Raw genomic sequence first — 18,050 nt, forward strand, 5'->3', positions numbered from 1 at the left:
AGCGTAACCGCCGCTTCCGCCGCGTCCCAGCGCCTCAGCAGCGCCGGTGAAGGGGTATTTACGGATTAGGCCTGAGACCTGCAACCCCCATTTTCAAAAAACTTTGCATTTCGCATCGATTTCTTGTGTTTGTTAATTAAAACAGTAAGTTACATTAACAAATCAAGATCTTCAGACCGCCTGGAACGTGCGGATATCCCAGGAAGGAACCCCAAAACTTGCCCTTGCGGGGGAATCGAGGGGTTCGGCAGACAGAAACGATCTGCAAAACCTTTCTGCACCTTGCGTACAGCCCGGATCTGACCATCAAGAAAAGGCTGGGTTACGCAAATACTGACTTTGGGTCACAGTTGTTTTTTTGCTCCATTAACGCACTCTCACCGGGAAGGTGGTAACCCTGCCCGACCAGTCAAAGAAACGAAAACGCCGCAAGAGGTGCGCAAGACAGCATGGATTTCGATTATATCATCGTAGGCGGCGGTTCGGCCGGATCGGTTCTGGCCAACCGCCTGAGCGAAGATCCATCCACAAGTGTTTGCCTGCTTGAAGCAGGTGGCGGTGGGAAAAGCCTTTTCGTCAGAATGCCTGCGGCTGTTGTTACCGCACTTCCGGGGCGTCCCAGAATCAACAACTGGGCCTTTGAAACGGTCCCGCAGCCCGGTCTGAAGGGGCGCAGAGGATATCAACCGCGCGGCAAGGCACTCGGCGGCTCGAGCGCGATCAACGCCATGTTGTATGTAAGAGGTCAGCGGCAGGACTATGATGGCTGGGCCGATCTGGGCTGCGACGGCTGGGACTGGGACAGTGTATTGCCTTACTTCAAACGGGCCGAGAACAATGAGCTTGGCGCCGACAGCGTGCATGGTGACAGCGGGCCGTTGCAGGTTTCACGGCAAAAAGAGCCTCGTCCAATCACCCATGCGTTCATTCAAGCCGCACAGCAGTTGCAACACCGCCATACCGAAGACTTCAACCGGGGCGACAACGAAGGCGTCGGTCTATATCAGGTTACCCAGTTTCACGACCCGGCAAAGAATGGGGAACGGTGTTCCGCGGCAGCTGGTTATCTTTTCCCGGTTTCCGGCCGACCGAACCTGACGGTCATCACGCATGCACATGCCAGAAGGCTGTGCTTTGAGGGCAAGCGCGCAACGGGCGTTGTATACCGGGTGAGAGGCAAGGGCGCAGACATCACAATTCGGGCGAAACGCGAAGTCCTGCTGTGCGCAGGGGCCTTGAAAACGCCGCAACTGCTTCAGGTTTCAGGTGTTGGCGCAAAAAGCGACCTTGATCCGCACGGAATCGCGGTTCACCACGAGCTGCCTGGCGTGGGACGAAACTTGCAGGATCATCTGGATTTCGCGTTGATCTTCAAAACCACAGACACCGACAATTTTGGTATCGGCCCGGCAGGGGCAGCGCGGTTGTTGCGACATATTCAACGGTGGAGCAAGACGGGCGTCTCGATGGCGGCTACGCCATTTGCCGAAGGCGCAGCGTTTCTGAAAACCACCCCCGATCTGGAGCGTCCCGACATTCAGCTGCATTTCACCATCGCTATGGTCGATGACCATGCCCGCAAACTGCATTACGGGTACGGGTATAGTTGCCATGTTTGCAAGCTGCGGCCGGAAAGTCGGGGGGCCGTAGGCCTGAACAGCGCAGACCCCACGGCGGCGCCCGCCATCGATCCGGCGTTTCTGTCGGACAAACGCGATCTGGAAACCATGATCAAAGGAGCGCGAATGGCGCGGGATATCCTCAACGCGCCGGCTTTGGCCAAGTACCGGCACAAAGAGCTTTTCGGCACTGATACCGCCCAGACCGATCAGGATTGGGAGGAGCACATCCGCGCCCGCGCCGACACGATCTATCACCCCGTGGGCACCTGCAAAATGGGCGCGGACGAAATGGCGGTCGTCGACCCCCAGCTTCGCGTGCGCGGGCTTGAAGGCCTGCGGGTCGTCGATGCCTCGGTGATGCCGACATTGGTGTCGGGCAATACAAACGCACCCACCATCATGATTGCCGAAAAAGCGGCGGACATGATCAAAGCGGCGGCGATGTAAAGACGTTACTTGCCTTTCATCAGGGCTTCCAGCCCGACACGGTAATTGGGATAGATCAGATCAATACCCAGTTCTTCCTTGATCCGGTCGTTTCGAACCCGCTTGTTTTCGTTGTAGAAACTGCGCGCCATCGGCGTCAGATCGGCGTCGTCGAACCGGACCGCAGGAGGCAGGGGCAAACCCTGCAACTCGGCTGCGTATCCTATGACATCCTGCGGCGGGACCGGTTCATCGTCACATACATTGTAGATGCTTCCCGGATTCGGCTTCATCATCGAGGCTTCGAGGATCTGCGCGATGTCTTCCACATGAATGCGCGAAAACACCTGCCCCGGTTTGATAATGCGCCGCAATCCACCACGCTTGAGCTTGGAAAACGGACCGCGCCCCGGCCCATAGATACCCGCCAGACGGAAGATATGAACAGGCAGGCCCGGAATGGCCGACCATTGCTCCTCGGCCAGCATACGCCATCTTCCGCGCTTGGCGGTCGGTGTGGGCGGCGTGTCCTCATCCACCCAGCCACCCTGATGGTCGCCATAGACGGCCGTTGTCGACAAGTAGCCCACCCAATCGAACTGACCGGACCGCTTGGCGATTTCATCGCCCAGCACCGCCAACACTGGATCACCCGCTTCATCTGGCGCCGTCGAGATCAGCAAATGGGTCACCCCATCAAGGTTCGGTGCCTCACCCGGCCAGATCAGCGACTCGGCGCCAGAGGCCCGGATTGCATCCGTCCCTTCACGGTCTCGCGTCGTGCCAAAAATTTTCCAGCCCTTCGGGGCAAGGTTTCGGGACAGGGCTTGGGCAGAATAGCCATGGCCGAATGAAAAGAGTGTCTTGGTCATGCCCCTTTGATGATCTGCGTCGTACCGGGATGCAAGCGCCGCATGGACGCACTTGAATCGAATCTTCGATTGCGCCTTTCTGTTGGCCATGAGCAAAAAGACACCTGACCTGCATTCGGCCTATGCGCTGAGTTCTCCGGACGAGAACAGGCAGCTCTATGCGGAATGGGCAGGAGATTATGATGACGGTTTCGCCGCGCGCGAAGATTATCAGCTTCACACACACACGGCGCGGGCATTTGTCGGCGCGGGTGGTCAGGGGCCCGTTCTGGATGTCGGAGCAGGAACCGGCCTGTGCGGCGCGGTGCTGTCGGCGCTTGGCGTCGGACCCATTGATGCAACCGACATCAGCGCAGAGATGCTGGATCAGGCGATGCGCAAGGATATTTACCGGGACGCGATCGAGGCTGATCTGACACAGGGCATCCCCGTTCCGCGCCACAGCTATTCCGGCATAGTTTCATCCGGTACGTTCACACATGGTCATTTGGGCCCCGAGGTGTTGCCCGCGCTGTTACGCGTGGCCCGGCACGGGGCGCAGTTTGCCCTTTCGATCAATGCGCGCCATTTCAAGGAACTGGGTTTTGCCGACGCTTTCCGTGAATTGGAACAGGATCAGATTCGCAACCTGACCCTGCCCGAAGTCCGCATATACGGAGATCTCGCGGCTGGCCCCAACAAGGATGACACCGCTTTGATCGCTTTGTTTGAACGGGTTTGAAACCGGTTATTCGGATACAATCAGGCCACCCGCCTCGACCATGCGCATCGCTTTGCCTCAGGTCGCGTAGTCCGAACTTTCAGAATCAAGGATCGCTTTGATCTCACGCAGGTGCGCTTCGGCCTGATCGGGATAGTCGTCCAGCTCTTGCGCTGTTTTTTCGGCAATCTCATCCGACAAGACGCGCAGGGGCAGCCCGGTCTGCAAGGCACGAATGTAGGTTTCGGCCGCGCGTTCGAAATAATAAAGCCTGTTGAAGGCATCCGCAGGGTCGCTGCCGATGACCAGAACACCGTGATTGCCCATGATCATGACCTTCTTCCTGGGATCGGACAGCATCCCGGCGCAGCGCTCACCCTCGCTTTCAAAGGCCAGACCTCCGAATTCTTCATCTACCACGTAACGGTTGTAAAAGGTCGCCGTGTTCTGATCGATCGGCGGCAATGAACTGTCGGCCAAAGAGGCCAGAACAGTCGCAAAGATCGAATGCACATGCATGACGCAACGCGCATGCGGGCAGTGGCGGTGGATTGAACCGTGCAGCCCCCAGGCCGTCGGGTCCGGCGCGCCAGGTTGTTCCATCACATTCGGGTCATTGGCATCCAGCAACAATAGATCCGAAGCACGAATGCGCGCAAAGTGCACCTGATTGGGGTTCATCAGAAATTGCGTGCCGTCATCGTTGACCGCCAGGCTGAAATGGTTGGCAACCGCCTCATGCATGTTCAGCCGGGCAGTCCAGCGGAAGGTGGCGGCCATATCCACGCGCTCGGACCAATGGTCGATATTGGGACGAAGACTGGTGAGGCTCATGCTTGGCTCCTTTCGCGGCTGGTCGTGGCCAAACCTGCATGGGGCCTGGCAGTTTGACCAACGAAAAAAACGCAACTATCCCATTAGCTGAACTTATGCCGAGGTTATGTAGATGCAGAACTCGCTTCCTCCGCTGGGCTGGTTGCGCACTTTCGAAGCCGCCGCGCGCCATCTCTCGTTTACCGGCGCGGCACGAGACCTGAACATGACGCAAAGCGCCGTCAGCCAGCAGATTAAATCTCTGGAAGGGCATCTGGGGCAGCCACTGTTTCTGCGCCGCCCCAAAGCTCTGGAACTGACCGAGGCCGGAATCACCTATCTGCCAGTCGTGCGAGAGGCTTTCCGGACACTGATGCGCGGAACCCGGGCGGTTACCGGTGCGCAACCAAACGCGGTTCAAGTGCAATGCAACATCAGCTTTGCCGTCAACTGGCTGGCCCCGCGCCTGCCGGCATTTCGGGCGGAACATCCGCATGTTCAATTGAACGTCTTCACCGAGCTTTGGGAACCGCGCGAAATGGCCGAAGGCGCAGCGGTCGAGATTCGGTTCTCGCTTCGTCCGTCCGACACGGTCCGAACCGAAATTCTGCGCACCGAACACTATTATCCGGTCTGCGCACCAGACTATTCGGTATGCTTGGAAAACCTCCAGGAACAGCCACTGTTCGACTGCTCCAACTTGCTGTCCAACTGGCCAAGCTGGGCGGAAGATCAGGGTCTGAATTGGGAAAATCCGTCGATAACCTACGCGACGACCTATCTGGTTTGCCTGTCAGCGGTCATGGCTGGCGGTGGTCTTTGCCTGGCACATGACACGATCGCCAGTCATCTGATCAAGCGCGGTCAGCTGGTCGCGCCGTTCAAGCACCGTGCGCGAATGCCCGAGTCCTACTATCTGCTGCTGTCCCCGCAGGCCGAGGACACACCCGGCGCCGTGGCCTTTGCCAACTGGATGCGGCGTGAGATCGGGTCTGAGGTGTAATAGGAAACGCACGCGCAAGAACCAAAAGACGTGCCCAACATGTATGAGGAATCCCCAACATCGAAGAACCGGGGTTGCACCCGCTGACGCATTCGTGAAAGTTGAGCCATGGAATACACACCTTTCCCAAGCTGGCCCGATGTCGCCCCCAAATTGATCGCAGTTGCAGCCGGACGCGAGGCGGCGGACATGGTCATTCAGGGCGGAACCTGGGTGAACGTACACAGCCGCGAATTGCTGCCGGATCATTCTGTGGCGATTGTTGCCGGGCGCATAGCATTCGTCGGACCGGATGCCTCGCATTGCGTGGGGCCGGATACGGAAATCATCGAAGCACAAGGGCGCTACATTCTGCCCGGCTTGTGTGATGCGCATATGCATATCGAATCCGGGATGCTCACCCCAGCCGAATTCGCCCGTGCCGTCATCCCGCATGGAACGACCAGCATGTTCACCGATCCGCATGAGATCGCCAATGTGCTGGGTCTGGACGGCGTGCGCATGATGCATGACGAAGCCATGATGCAACCGGTCAATATTTTCACTCAGATGCCATCCTGCGCGCCTTCCGCACCGGGGTTGGAGACGACAGGCTATGAAATCACGCCCGAAGACGTGGCCGAGGCGATGAACTGGCCGGGTATCATCGGGCTGGGCGAGATGATGAATTTCCCGGGCGTGATCCATGGTGATCCCAAGATGCTGGCCGAGATTGCAGCCACTCAACGGGCCGGGAAAACGGTCGGAGGGCACTATGCTTCTCCTGATTTAGGGCCTGATTTTGCGGCTTACGTGGCGGGTGGCCCGGCGGATGATCACGAAGGCACATGCGAGGCCGACGCCATTGCACGGGTTCGGCAGGGGATGCGCTCGATGATGCGTCTGGGATCGGCCTGGTATGATGTGGAAAGCCAGATTACGGCCGTGACAGAAAAAGGGCTGGATCCGCGCAACTTCATTCTTTGTACAGATGACTGTCATTCCGGCACATTGGTGAATGACGGGCATATGAACCGCGTCGTGCGCCATGCCATTGCTTGCGGATGCGACCCCCTGGTCGCGCTGCAAATGGCCACGATCAACACGGCAACGCATTTCGGGCTGGAACGCGAGATCGGTTCCGTTACTCCGGGGCGGCGGGCGGATATCATCCTCAGCTCGGATCTAGCCGAACTGCCGGTTGAGATGGTGATAGCCCGCGGGCAGGTTGTCGCGGAAAACGGTGCAATCAAAGTGGATTGTCCACATCTGAACTGGCCCGAAAAATCGCGCCATACCGTTCATCTGGGGCATGCGCTGACGTCGGCCGATTTTGAGATCAAGGCACCGGAAGGGGCCAACAAAGTTCAGGCCAACGTCATCGGCGTGGTGGAAAACCAGGCCCCGACCAAGGCGTTGAAGGCCGAATTGCCGATCATTGGCGGGCTGGTCGAGGGCGAAGGCGAGGTGTGCCAGATCGCGCTGGTCGAGCGGCACCGGGCCACCGGGGGCGTCACCAACGCTTTTGTTTCGGGCTTTGGCTATCAGGGAAAAATGGCCATGGCCTCGACCGTGGCGCATGACAGTCATCACATGATCGTCGTCGGTACGGACCGCGATCAGATGGCGCTGGCCGCCAACCGTCTGGCCGAAGTGGGCGGTGGCATCACCTTGTTCCGGGACGGGCAGGAACTGGCGCTGGTCGAACTGCCGATCGCAGGCCTGATGTCCGACAGTCCCGCCGCCGAAGTCGCGGCCAAGGCCGACAGGATGGTGCAGGCGATGCAGGACTGCGGCTGCCATCTGAACAACGCGTACATGCAGCATTCTTTGCTGGCGCTGGTCGTGATTCCCGAGCTTCGAATATCGGATCTCGGGTTGGTCGACGTACGCACATTCGAAAAAATAGAACTTCTGGAACCATTGGCATGACGACACTCCTGACACCACAAGCACCCGCGCCAGAACAGTTTACCGATCCCGCCGCCGCTGTCGCCCGGTTGGAAGAGCTGTACGTGCAGGCGACCAATTTCCTGTGCGACAGCTTTGCGGACGCCATGGAAAATGGGGCACCTGCCGCACGATTCAGAGCCTATTATCCGGAAATTCGCATCAGAACCTCGACCTATTCCCAAGTCGACAGCCGCCTGAGCTTTGGCCATGTGTCTGAACCTGGTGTTCATGCCACGACGGTGACGCGCCCGGATCTGTTCAGATCCTACCTGACCCAACAGATTGCCCTGTTAATCAAGAACCATGGTCAGCCTGTGACAATTGCGGCGTCGGACACACCGATTCCGGTGCATTTTGCCGTGGCAAACAATCCCGATCTGGTCGTGCCTCATCAGGGCGCAGCCGACTTCACCCTGCGCGATGTGTTTGATGTTCCGGACCTGACAACCACCAATGATGACATCGTCAATGGCGTGCATGTCCATGAGGATGCTGTTGGGCCCTTGTCCCTTTTCACCGCCCAGCGCGTGGATTATTCGCTTGCCAGATTGGCGCACTACACCGCCACCGATGCAGGTCACTTTCAGAATCACGTGTTGTTTACGAACTACCAGTTCTATGTCTCGGAATTCGAAAACTACGCTCGAGAACAATTGGCGGACCCTGCCAGCGGCTATACCAGCTTTGTTTCAACCGGCAATGCCGAAATCACGGACCCCAAAGCACCTATCGAACAACCGTTGAAACTGCCGCAAATGCCGACCTATCACCTGAAGCGCAAAGATGGTTCGGGGATTACTTTGGTGAACATCGGTGTTGGCCCATCCAATGCAAAAACCGCCACCGACCATATCGCCGTTCTGCGCCCGCACGCGTGGCTGATGGTTGGCCATTGCGCCGGGTTGCGCAATACGCAGGCATTGGGCGATTTCGTTCTGGCCCACGCCTATCTGCGCGAGGACAAGGTTCTGGATGACGATCTGCCCGTCTGGGTGCCGATCCCGCCTCTGGCAGAAGTTCAGGTGGCGCTGGAACACGCCGTGGCCGAGGTGACGGAACTGGAAGGGTATGAGCTTAAACGGATCATGCGGACGGGCACTGTGGCCTCGGTCGACAACCGAAACTGGGAATTGCGTGATCAGTCCGGCCCGGTCCAGCGACTCAGCCAATCCCGGGCAATCGCGCTGGATATGGAAAGTGCCACCATTGCCGCGAACGGCTATCGGTTCCGCGTTCCGTATGGCACTTTGCTGTGCGTGTCGGACAAACCCCTGCACGGAGAATTGAAGCTGCCGGGCATGGCGTCTTCGTTCTATACCACTCAGGTCAGCCGACATCTGGCCATCGGCATCAAAGCGATGGAGCATCTGCGCGGCATGCCGTTGGAGCGTTTGCACAGCCGGAAACTGCGCTCCTTCGACGAAACGGCCTTCCTCTGACGCAAAAAAGCAACGTTTTCCCCATATTTTTAGGGGTTTCAGCGCTACTATTCGTTGTGTTTGGCCACAATATCCCGTTACAGTTACGCGGTGAGGCCCTATAGATCGGGCACGTTAAGGAGACCAAGAAATGGCAAAGCCTATGACAAAGACTCAGCTGGTTGCTGCTCTCGCTGAGGAAATGGGAACCGACAAGAAATCCGCAAACTCTGCGCTGGAGGCCATCACCGGCCTGATTACCCGCGAAGTTTCGGCCGGTGGCGCAGTGACCCTGCCCGGCGTCGGCAAAATCTACTGCCGCGAGCGGCCCGAGCGTCAGGTCCGCAACCCGGCCACTGGTGAAACCTTCACCAAGGAAGCCGACAAGGTTGTGAAAATGACCATCGCCAAGGCACTGAAAGACAGCGTAAACGGCTGATTTCAACTTTTTAGCCAACGATAAAGGGCCGCCTTTGGGGGGCTCTTTTTTCTATCGTCTTGAATATTCTGTGCCTGCGGGTTTTGAACCCGTTTCGCACAACATATTTCGGCCCGGTATTCGCCACCAAGGTGAGAATGCGCCTTCAAGGGCAGCCATTGACCTGAACCTGGGTCAGAGAACTGGCAAAATCTTGCCATGGTGTTTGCGGGCCTCTTTTCAAGACTTGTCTGATCACCTTACAACTTCGTCAGTCTTCGAACCGGCAATGAAATATCTTGCAAAACAGCGTCTGTAAAAAGAAAACAACTTGGCCGCGCTTGTCCGGCAGCGCCCGTTCCGCGATTGCGGTGGGTCTTATCACTCTTGTCTCTGCCTGCGCGCAAAACACCACCAATGCGAATCTCGACCCTGAACGCCAGTTGATGGCGCTGCAAGAGGTCTCGAAAAAGCGGGCCAGAGGTCAAAGAGTATGGTGCGTGCCCTACGCCCGAGACCTCAGCGGTATTGAAATTCGCGGCAATGCGAAAGACTGGTGGGGACGGGCGCAGCAAGTGTTTGAGCGCGGCAAGGAACCGGTTGTTGGTGCGGTTATGTCGTTTCGGGCGACCCGAGGAATGCCCCTGGGCCATGTGGCTGTCGTATCCGATATCGTCACCGACCGGGAAGTCATCGTGAATCATGCCAACTGGCACCGAAACAAGGTGTCGTTGAAGATGGGCGTCAGGGACGTCTCCAAAAACAATGACTGGACGTTGGTTCGGGTTGAAAGCCAACCGGGCCACTACGGCAATCCCTACCCTGTAAACGGGTTCATCTATCCGGCGGTTGACGAATAGCCTTGCCCAACTTCATTTCACGGTTGAGTTGATCGCAGCGCGGGCAACATTCCTTTTGATCGTACCGTAAAGGCGGCCGCCGCCCGGGTTGGGATGTCGCGCGGTTGAAAAGCCCGCAGATTGTCCAAAGCTGCGATATTGTCGGTAAAAATTGAAACGGGCACCAGAGGTGCCCGTTTCTGTTCCGTGTCTCTGGTCCGGTCAGTGGACCGTTTCAACCTTGTGGAAGTCCAGATCACGATCTTCTGGCATCGAGTCGATGCTCAATACCTCTTGGCGTTTGGTGATCAGGATATAGACGACGCAAGCCAGATACAGTCCAACCACGACTGCTCCGATCCACTGGATTTGCAGCCATTGGCTTTGGAACAACAGGGTCAGGACAAACAGCAGTGCGACGTTGCCCGCCACGTAGATCGCCTTTCCGAACCGCTCGACGGTCAGGTTCAGGTTGTCTGTGTACAGACGGATCAGCGAGTCCAATGAGTTGATCACGAACGTCACACCCACGATCACCATCGCAATGTTGGTGATGCCAGCGGTACTGATGTCGTTCAGGTGGTAATAGTAAAGAACGGTGAACCAGATCCCCAGCGGGATCGACGGGAAGATCAACAGCGCCGCCAGCAACTGCCACGTGGTCAGGCCACCCACAAAGCGCGACGTAAACTGTCCGATCATGATCGACCATGCAAACCACCAGAACAGGTAGAACGCGTGATAGTCGGTCAATGGCAGGACGAACTTGTGCAGGTTGGCGAAATAGGCGCCGATATTTCTGCCGGTTTCCACAAACCCGGTCACGCCCATACCTGCGGCTGCCCACATGCCCAGAATCAGGGCAAGGAACAAAAAGGTCGAACCGACGGACAGGATGCGAACGTATTTCAGATCGGTCGAGGAATAGGCCGCCGCCAGAATGACGACAAACACGATGATGTAGAAGGTGGTAACGACGGATTCACCATCGCCGACCTCGGGCAGATAGCCGGGCAGGTAGATCAGGAACAGGCTGGCGGTGAAGGCACAGGTGCCAATGATCACCACGTTGTTGATCAGCTTGACCAGCGGGATCTCAAAGAACTTCACGCGGGGTTCGATCACGCAGAAGTAGAAGGCCGTCAGGAAATAGAAGGCCCAGATCAGAAAACCCCAGAATCCGAACTCGATCGCCAGCGGGTTGGCAAAGGCATAGGCCGGGTCATCGGCGTATCCTCCGAATTCGGTCAGTGGAAACATGATCAGGCCGACATCCAGGCCGGATGTGAACAGAATCGCGATGAACGTGAACAGATGAACCGGTGTCACGCCGACACAGCGCAGGTTCCACCATTTCACGACGAAGAAAGCGACCAGCCCCAATGCCAGCAGGACGCCGAACGATAGAATGTACTCCAGAAGCACCGACAAACCTCCCTTGATATGTCAGGTCCTGCCGCCGATATCTTTAATTGGCTGGTCAATCAATATAAACATGCGCAAGACTTTTCTTGCATCACGCATGTGTCTTTTTTGACGCGCACCGCTTGCGACCGATCCCAAAATCAGGAACAGTCCGCGCAAAGTGACAGGGGGTCTCCATGGATCTGCGCGCCATAACCATGGGGCTGACATTTGCCCTGATCTGGTCATCTGCCTTTACCTCGGCGCGTATTATCGTGGCGGATGCGTCCCCTCTGTTTTCGCTGGCCTTGAGGTTTCTGATCTCTGGTGTTCTGGGGGTCATGATTGCACGCGCGATGGGGCAAAGCTGGCACCTGACCCGAAACCAGTGGCGCGCAACGATATTGTTCGGGATCTGCCAAAATGCCCTGTATTTGGGTCTAAATTTTTATGCGATGCAAACGGTCGAGGCTTCGGTCGCGGCCATAATCGCATCCACCATGCCCTTGTTGGTGGCGCTGGCGGGGTGGTTGATTTTCGGCGAAAAGCTGCGGCCACTGGGTGTTTTGGGTCTGTTCGCCGGTTTCGCCGGAGTCGCCCTTATCATGATCAGCCGGATCAGCGCGGGCGTTGATATGTTCGGCGTCGCGCTTTGCGGTGTGGGTGCTCTTGCCTTGACCTTCGCAACGTTGGCCGTTCGCGGTGCAACATCCGGCGGGAATTTCATGATGGTCGTCGGCCTGCAGATGCTGGTTGGTTCAGCCGCGCTGTTTGCGGCTGCTCCGGTCTTTGAAACCATTTACATCCACCCGACGTTGCCACTGGCGCTGGCCTTTACCTACACAACCCTTTTCCCCGGTTTGCTGGCGACATTGATCTGGTTCCTGCTGTTGAACCGGATCGGAGCCGTACGAGCCGCCACCTTCCACTTTTTGAACCCCGTGTTCGGGGTCACCATCGCGGCGATCCTGCTGGGCGAGAAACTCGGCGCCATGGATGCGGTTGGCGTCACCGTTACAACCCTTGGCATTCTTGCGGTTCAGCTTTCACGCCAACCCGTTCAAGGCAGCAAGGCCTCGACCTGAGACAGCAGTTTGCGGGAATCGGGTTTGACATTTGACCCGAAGGTCGCTGCGACCTCACCCTCAGAATTGATCAGGATCTTGTTGAAGTTCCACTTGGGCGTGAACCCGGTCTGCGCGGCAACGGCCTTGTAGAACGGGTGAGCGTCAGCCCCTTTGACCGGAGTGATATCCGTCATCGGCAGGGTCAGCCCATAGTTCATCTCGCAGAACTGTTTCACCTCTTCCGCGGACCCAAGTTCCTGATTGAACGAATCCGACGGAACCGCAAGAACGACCAGCCCTTTGCCGGAATAGTCCTCATGCACCCTTTGCAGAGCCTTGTATTGCCCGGTAAACCCACACTGGGACGCGGTGTTGACCACCAGGATGGGTTGGCCGCGCCACTCTTCGATGGCCAATGTGCCTCCGTCGATCGAGTCGAACTCACCGGTCAGCGGCGCCGCCTGAACGGCGCGGCCCAGCAAGATCAGGGCAGTCAAAAGCAGCAATCTCATCATGTCTTGTCCTCCCTTTTATTCAGATACGCGTGACTTTGCTGTTCAGATCACTTGCACGACTGCGAGAGCGGTTTGAAATATCGCTTTGCTTTCCACCCCGCAGCCCCCAGATAATGGCGCAAACACTACTTCAGCCGGAGGATCCATGACTCGCTATACCAAAGACCCCACGGCCATTGCTGCGCTTTCGCCCGAAGAGTTTCACGTCACCCAGCGCAGTGGTACGGAACGTCCGGGCACCGGGAAATACCTGAACAACAAGGAACCCGGCATTTATGTGGATATCGTATCGGGTGAACCGCTGTTTGCCTCGACCCACAAATACGAATCCGGATGTGGCTGGCCCAGTTTCACCAAGCCGATCGTGCACGAACATGTCGAAGAGTTCCGCGATACCACGCATGGCATGATCCGAACCGAGGTTCGTTCGAAACACGGCGACAGCCATCTGGGGCATGTCTTCCCGGACGGTCCGCGTGAACATGGCGGTTTGCGGTACTGCATCAACTCTGCCTCGCTTCGGTTCATTCATCGGGATGAGATGGAAGCCGAAGGTTATGGCGAATACCTGATTCATGTGGAGGATATCTGATGACCGAGCAACGCGCTGTACTGGCCGGGGGCTGCTTCTGGGGGATGCAGGACCTTATCCGCAAACTGCCGGGCGTGTCGCGTACGCGTGTCGGCTATACCGGCGGTGACGTGCCCAACGCGACCTATCGCAATCACGGCACCCACGCGGAAGGGATCGAGATCTGGTTCGATCCGTCTCGGATCAGCTATCGCGACCTGCTGGAATTCTTCTTTCAGATCCATGACCCGACCACGGTCAACCGTCAGGGCAACGATATCGGCATGAGCTATCGATCCGCGATCTACTACGTGGATGACACCCAGAAACAGGTGGCCTTGGACACCATCGCCGACGTAAATGCCAGCGGCTTGTGGCCCGGAAAAGTCGTGACCGAGGTCGAACCTGTCGGAGACTTCTGGGAAGCCGAGCCAGAGCATCAGGATTATCTGGAGCGGATTCCGAACGGCTATACCTGCCACTTCCCGCGTCAGGATTGGGTCCTGCCCAAACGCTCAAGCGCAGCAGAATAAAGCACCACCTGCCCGGCCCCTCTGAAGCTTTCAGGGGGGCTAGCCTGCGGCCACCCTCGGGCGCCCGCTTGCCTCGACCGTGATCAGGGCCTCGACAAAAACGTCCTTTGCCTCGACTCGCGCGGTTTTGATGTCACGATCCACGATCACGCGAATGTCTTCTGCGCCGGCTTCTCGTACTGCGCCCTCTGCTTCGGACATCAAAACCTTTTCCAACAGGGCCAAGGCGTCCTCTGACGCGGCGAAGTCCTTCGGGCCATCCTCCAGATGCACACGATATCGCCCTTCCGCCGGGGATGTGACCGTGCCCGAGCGACGCAGGGTCAGCCGCCCCACGACAGCACCAATCGCATTGGCCACGCCCGCATGTTCCGGCAAGATCATTCGGCAGTGCAGCCGTTCACCCACCGCAGGGTAATAGCTGGGGGCCGACGCCCCAAGGCCAACCACATCCACATTCAAAGCAGCGCTCAGCGACAGCAACCCACGGTGTTGTGCCAACCCGCGCTGTGTCAGCACATGACACGCCAAGTCTTGCGAAGGCAGACCAAAACCAACCTGCTCTTCGTCAAAAGCAGCCTCTAACAAGGTCAAACTGGTCTGTTCCGTCAATTGATCCACGATCATCTGTGCCAACGCTTCGGGAGAGTTTGCCAACATATCCCCTGACCCGACCCGTTTGCGTGCCATCAGTTCCAATGCCTTGCGCGCCGCATCGACATCCCAGGCACGAACCCGCCCCAACACGTGGCTGGCATCAGATGGCGTAACCCCAGACACCTGGATGATTCCGCGATCGACCAGGCGCATCAGCGCCCCGTTCTCCATCCGCGACCGCAGCAAGGCGCTCAGGGGCAGAACGCGATCTCCCAGCCTCTCCAGCAGGCTTTCTTCCCGCGCACCGACTCCTTCGGCATGGATGCCGGGCACGCGGCGGGCAAAACGCGTATCATGCTCGCCCACAGTCGTGGCCCGCAATTGTTCATCCAGTACTGAATGCACAACGTCGGGCGCTTCTGACGCGATCAGCGAAACGGGCAACACGCGACGCGGGCCCAGGAACACACCGCCCCGCAACCCTTCGGCCACAACATGCACCTGGCTGTCACCGCCCAGACCGTGGGTTCGCATCGCCACGGCTTCGACCATGGTGCGAAACCCACCTACCTGCGCCCCGGCCGGATCGATCGCGGGCTTTCCGTCCCGGATAAGCGCCACATCAGTGGTCGTTCCCCCGATGTCCGAGACCAGCGCATTGTCCGCTCCGGTAAGCCATCGCGCCCCGACGATAGAAGCCGCAGGCCCGCTCAGAATAGTCTCGATCGGCCGTTCCCGGGCCTGTTCCGCGCTCATCAGGGCGCCATCGCCACGCACCACCATCATCGGCGCCGATATTCCCAGCGCATGCAGCTGATCCTGTGCACGCCCGATCAATCGGTCGATCATCCCGATCAGCCGCGCATTCAGCACAGCCGTCACCGCGCGTTTCGGACCATTGAGCTTGGCGGACAAGTGATGCGAACAGGTTACCGGCGCCCCGGTCCTTTCCGAGATTATGCGCGCCGCTTCCAACTCATGCACCGGGTTGCGGGTGGCGAACTGAGCAGCAACCGCAAAGCCGGAAATTCCCTTATGCGAATCCAAAAAGGCCTCAAGCGCTGCGACATCCAAAGCGGCAGCTTGCCCACCGGAATGGGTATGCCCACCGGCAATCACCAGGGCCGGATCGCCCTTCAGCGCCTCTTTCAGCCCGTGTTTTTCAAGATCACTGTCCTTGAACCCGATATAGATCAACGCGACACGGCCACCCTGCCCCTCGACCAGAGCATTCGTGGCCAGCGTCGTCGACAATGACGCCATCGAGATCTGATCCGGTGTGACCTGCGCCTCTGCCAACACAGACGAGATCGCCTTGCCCACACCAATCGCCAGATCCGCCCGAGTGGTCAGCGACTTGGCCGAGGCGATGACCTCTTTCTCATCCCTGATCAACACCGCGTCGGTATAGGTCCCGCCCGTATCTACCCCCAAAGACAACGTCATCGGGTCCTCCTGTCTGTTCGCTGTGGATGGGTTTAGCGGTTATGCACGACACGTCCAGCCTGTTTGCGGCAATTATGACAGTTGTTCCACCGCCCAGCGCGCCGCCTCTGCCACGGTCTCATCCGGGTCCTCCAACAGACGCTGAGCCACTGTTTTCAGTTTTGGCTGTCCCGAGTTTCCAATGGCATACAGAACATTGCGCACGAACCGGTCCCGGCCGATACGTTTGATCGGCGAGCCCGAAAACTTTGCGCGAAAAGCGGCATCGTCCAGCGCCGCCAGTTCTTCCAAGCCGGGCGCTTTCAGATCGTCACGGGCGGCATAGCGCATATCGCTCGCTGCGACGGCAAACTTGTTCCATGGACAGGCCGCCAGACAATCGTCGCAGCCATAGATCCGATTGCCCAACTTACCGCGCAGCTCATGGTCCACCGGGCCCTTATGTTCAATGGTCAGATATGAAATGCACCGCCGTGCATCCAGTTGATACGGGGCCGGAAACGCATCGGTCGGGCAGCTGTCCAGACAGGCGCGGCACGACCCGCAATGATCGATCTCTGAATTGTCTGTCGGCAGGTCCAGAGTAGTGAAAACAGACCCTATAAAGGCCCAATTTCCCCATTCGCGGCTTACCAGATTGGTGTGCTTGCCCTGCCACCCCAATCCGGCGGCATATCCCAGCGCCTTCTCGGGAACTGGCGCGGTATCGACAAATACTTTCACCTCGCCTCCGGCTTCGGCAATCAGCCATCGCGCCAACCGCTTCAGCCGCTTCTTGACAAGATCATGATAGTCCTTGTTCTGCGCATAGACGGAAATTGCACCACGATCCGGGTGCTTCAAGATCTCCGTCGGGTCATGTTCCGGCGTATAGCTTTCGGCCAACATGACCACCGATTGCGCCGCGGGCCAAAGGGCGGCAGGATCGCCACGCCAATGCGTGCGCTCGGCCATCCATCCCATTTGCCCGTGGTACCCGGCGTCCAGATAGGCCCGCAAGCGTTTCGGCACCTGTGGAACATCCCAAGGGCGGCACACGCGACAGGCAACAAACCCCTCTGCCTGGGCTTGTTGCACCAGCTTTTCCTTAAGATCCGATCCGCTCTTCATCTGGCCAAAAATATCCTCGGGGGGAATCGCGCCCATGGCGCGATGGGGGGCAGACAGCCCCCCTTGCGCACCCTATCAGAAATCCAGATCAGCGTAATGGGGCGGCGGTCGGAACCCTGGCACCTGATCCGCCAGTATTGACCGAAATGCCGGTCGAGACTTGATCTTGGCATACCAGTCCTTGACCACCTGGCTGCGGTTCCAGTCCACGTCCGAGATGTAATCCAGCGAAGACAGATGTGCCGCGGCCGCAAAATCCGCCAATGTCATCTGATCCCCCGCCAACCAACGGCGGTGATCCAGCAGCCACGCCATGTAATCCAGATGATATTTGATCGCCTTGGCACCCTGTTTGACATTCTTGCTGTCCGGATACCCCTGTCCTGTCACCTTTTTGTTCACTCGCTCGTACAACAGCTTCGATGTCACCTCGTGGTGAAATTTGTCGTCGAACCACCCGACAAGGCGTCTTACTTCGAATCTGGCTTCGGGGGTTTTCGGCATCAAAGGTGGCTCTGGGCGGGTTTCTTCGATGTATTCGCAGATAGCCGCGCTTTCCGACATGATCTGCCCGTCCAGACGCAATACGGGCACTTTTCCCGCCGGGTTGCGCCGCAGAAAATCAGGATCCTGTTCCCAGTATCGCTCTTCTACCAGCTCAACCTCGATCTTCTTCTCCGCCAGCGACAGACGGACCTTACGACAATACGGAGAGAGGGGAACGTGAAACAGACGCGCCATGAACTTCCATTCGAACCAGTGAA

Annotated in this window: 17 protein-coding genes; 10 read left to right on the forward strand and 7 right to left on the reverse strand. The window is 58.0% G+C overall.

The genetic code is table 11. The features are described from left to right. Positions 1–449 precede the first annotated feature (449 nt). On the forward strand, positions 450–2,069 hold the full coding sequence (locus tag I9185_RS11175; protein ID WP_171635243.1) for a choline dehydrogenase: 1,620 nt from the start codon (positions 450–452) through the stop codon (positions 2,067–2,069). 5 nt (positions 2,070–2,074) lie between these two features. On the opposite strand, the gene I9185_RS11180 is transcribed toward I9185_RS11175, so the two are convergent. Continuing rightward, positions 2,075–2,920, reverse strand: coding sequence for an SDR family oxidoreductase (locus I9185_RS11180; protein WP_171635245.1), 846 nt, complete (start codon positions 2,918–2,920; stop codon positions 2,075–2,077). 88 nt (positions 2,921–3,008) lie between these two features. Here I9185_RS11180 and I9185_RS11185 point away from each other — a divergent pair, with 88 nt between their 5' ends. Then, entirely contained in the window at positions 3,009–3,641 is a 633-nt protein-coding gene (locus I9185_RS11185) for a class I SAM-dependent methyltransferase (RefSeq protein WP_171635247.1), read from the forward strand. A gap of 57 nt (positions 3,642–3,698) precedes the next feature. Here I9185_RS11185 and I9185_RS11190 read toward each other — a convergent pair whose 3' ends face one another. Continuing rightward, positions 3,699–4,454, reverse strand: coding sequence for a class II aldolase and adducin N-terminal domain-containing protein (locus I9185_RS11190; protein WP_171723960.1), 756 nt, complete (start codon positions 4,452–4,454; stop codon positions 3,699–3,701). 112 nt (positions 4,455–4,566) lie between these two features. On the opposite strand from I9185_RS11190, the gene I9185_RS11195 reads away from it, so the two are divergent. From I9185_RS11195 to I9185_RS20600, 5 genes are all read left to right on the forward strand, one after another. After that, on the forward strand, positions 4,567–5,436 hold the full coding sequence (locus I9185_RS11195) for a LysR family transcriptional regulator (protein ID WP_210093100.1): 870 nt from the start codon (positions 4,567–4,569) through the stop codon (positions 5,434–5,436). 108 nt (positions 5,437–5,544) lie between these two features. Next, the gene (gene ade, locus I9185_RS11200) at positions 5,545–7,347 is read left to right on the forward strand and encodes an adenine deaminase (protein WP_209835602.1); all 1,803 of its coding nucleotides are present in this window, start codon (positions 5,545–5,547) and stop codon (positions 7,345–7,347) included. Beyond that, positions 7,344–8,807 (forward strand): AMP nucleosidase, encoded by a 1,464-nt coding sequence (locus tag I9185_RS11205; protein ID WP_171635253.1) that lies wholly within the window; start codon positions 7,344–7,346, stop codon positions 8,805–8,807. The genes ade and I9185_RS11205 overlap by 4 nt, the downstream gene beginning before the upstream one ends. A 130-nt stretch (positions 8,808–8,937) precedes the next feature. Beyond that, a complete protein-coding gene (locus I9185_RS11210) occupies positions 8,938–9,225 on the forward strand; it encodes an HU family DNA-binding protein (RefSeq protein WP_117871130.1) in 288 nt (95 codons plus the stop codon). A 479-nt stretch (positions 9,226–9,704) separates the two neighbouring features. Next, the gene (locus tag I9185_RS20600; protein ID WP_348539561.1) at positions 9,705–10,064 is read left to right on the forward strand and encodes a CHAP domain-containing protein; all 360 of its coding nucleotides are present in this window, start codon (positions 9,705–9,707) and stop codon (positions 10,062–10,064) included. A gap of 201 nt (positions 10,065–10,265) precedes the next feature. Here I9185_RS20600 and I9185_RS11220 read toward each other — a convergent pair whose 3' ends face one another. Then, a complete protein-coding gene (locus I9185_RS11220; protein WP_171635777.1) occupies positions 10,266–11,462 on the reverse strand; it encodes a BCCT family transporter in 1,197 nt (398 codons plus the stop codon). A 182-nt stretch (positions 11,463–11,644) separates the two neighbouring features. On the opposite strand from I9185_RS11220, the gene I9185_RS11225 reads away from it, so the two are divergent. Further along, positions 11,645–12,532, forward strand: a complete 888-nt coding sequence (locus I9185_RS11225) for a DMT family transporter (RefSeq protein ID WP_210093101.1) — start codon at positions 11,645–11,647, stop codon at positions 12,530–12,532. On the opposite strand, the gene I9185_RS11230 is transcribed toward I9185_RS11225, so the two are convergent. Then, positions 12,508–13,029 (reverse strand): glutathione peroxidase, encoded by a 522-nt coding sequence (locus tag I9185_RS11230; RefSeq protein ID WP_171635255.1) that lies wholly within the window; start codon positions 13,027–13,029, stop codon positions 12,508–12,510. The two genes, I9185_RS11225 and I9185_RS11230, sit on opposite strands and share 25 nt — an antisense overlap. Positions 13,030–13,174: 145 nt before the next feature. On the opposite strand from I9185_RS11230, the gene msrB reads away from it, so the two are divergent. Both msrB and msrA read left to right on the forward strand, forming a co-directional pair. Then, positions 13,175–13,621 carry a peptide-methionine (R)-S-oxide reductase MsrB gene (gene msrB, locus I9185_RS11235; RefSeq protein WP_170345953.1) on the forward strand — a complete coding sequence of 149 codons (447 nt, stop codon included), beginning with the start codon at positions 13,175–13,177 and terminating at the stop codon, positions 13,619–13,621. Next, the gene (msrA, locus tag I9185_RS11240; protein WP_171635256.1) at positions 13,621–14,133 is read left to right on the forward strand and encodes a peptide-methionine (S)-S-oxide reductase MsrA; all 513 of its coding nucleotides are present in this window, start codon (positions 13,621–13,623) and stop codon (positions 14,131–14,133) included. The genes msrB and msrA overlap by 1 nt, the downstream gene beginning before the upstream one ends. A gap of 39 nt (positions 14,134–14,172) precedes the next feature. On the opposite strand, the gene I9185_RS11245 is transcribed toward msrA, so the two are convergent. From I9185_RS11245 to I9185_RS11255, 3 genes are all read right to left on the reverse strand, one after another. Beyond that, positions 14,173–16,176, reverse strand: a complete 2,004-nt coding sequence (locus I9185_RS11245; protein ID WP_171635257.1) for a hydantoinase/oxoprolinase family protein — start codon at positions 16,174–16,176, stop codon at positions 14,173–14,175. A gap of 72 nt (positions 16,177–16,248) precedes the next feature. Then, positions 16,249–17,286 carry a tRNA epoxyqueuosine(34) reductase QueG gene (gene queG, locus I9185_RS11250; RefSeq protein ID WP_210093102.1) on the reverse strand — a complete coding sequence of 346 codons (1,038 nt, stop codon included), beginning with the start codon at positions 17,284–17,286 and terminating at the stop codon, positions 16,249–16,251. A gap of 75 nt (positions 17,287–17,361) precedes the next feature. Continuing rightward, positions 17,362–18,027: a glutathione S-transferase family protein gene (locus I9185_RS11255; RefSeq protein ID WP_171635778.1), complete on the reverse strand. Its 666-nt coding sequence runs from the start codon at positions 18,025–18,027 to the stop codon at positions 17,362–17,364. Positions 18,028–18,050: the final 23 nt, after the last annotated feature.

Source organism: Ruegeria sp. HKCCSP346 (assembly GCF_017872595.1).
In the GTDB taxonomy this organism is placed as follows: domain Bacteria; phylum Pseudomonadota; class Alphaproteobacteria; order Rhodobacterales; family Rhodobacteraceae; genus Ruegeria.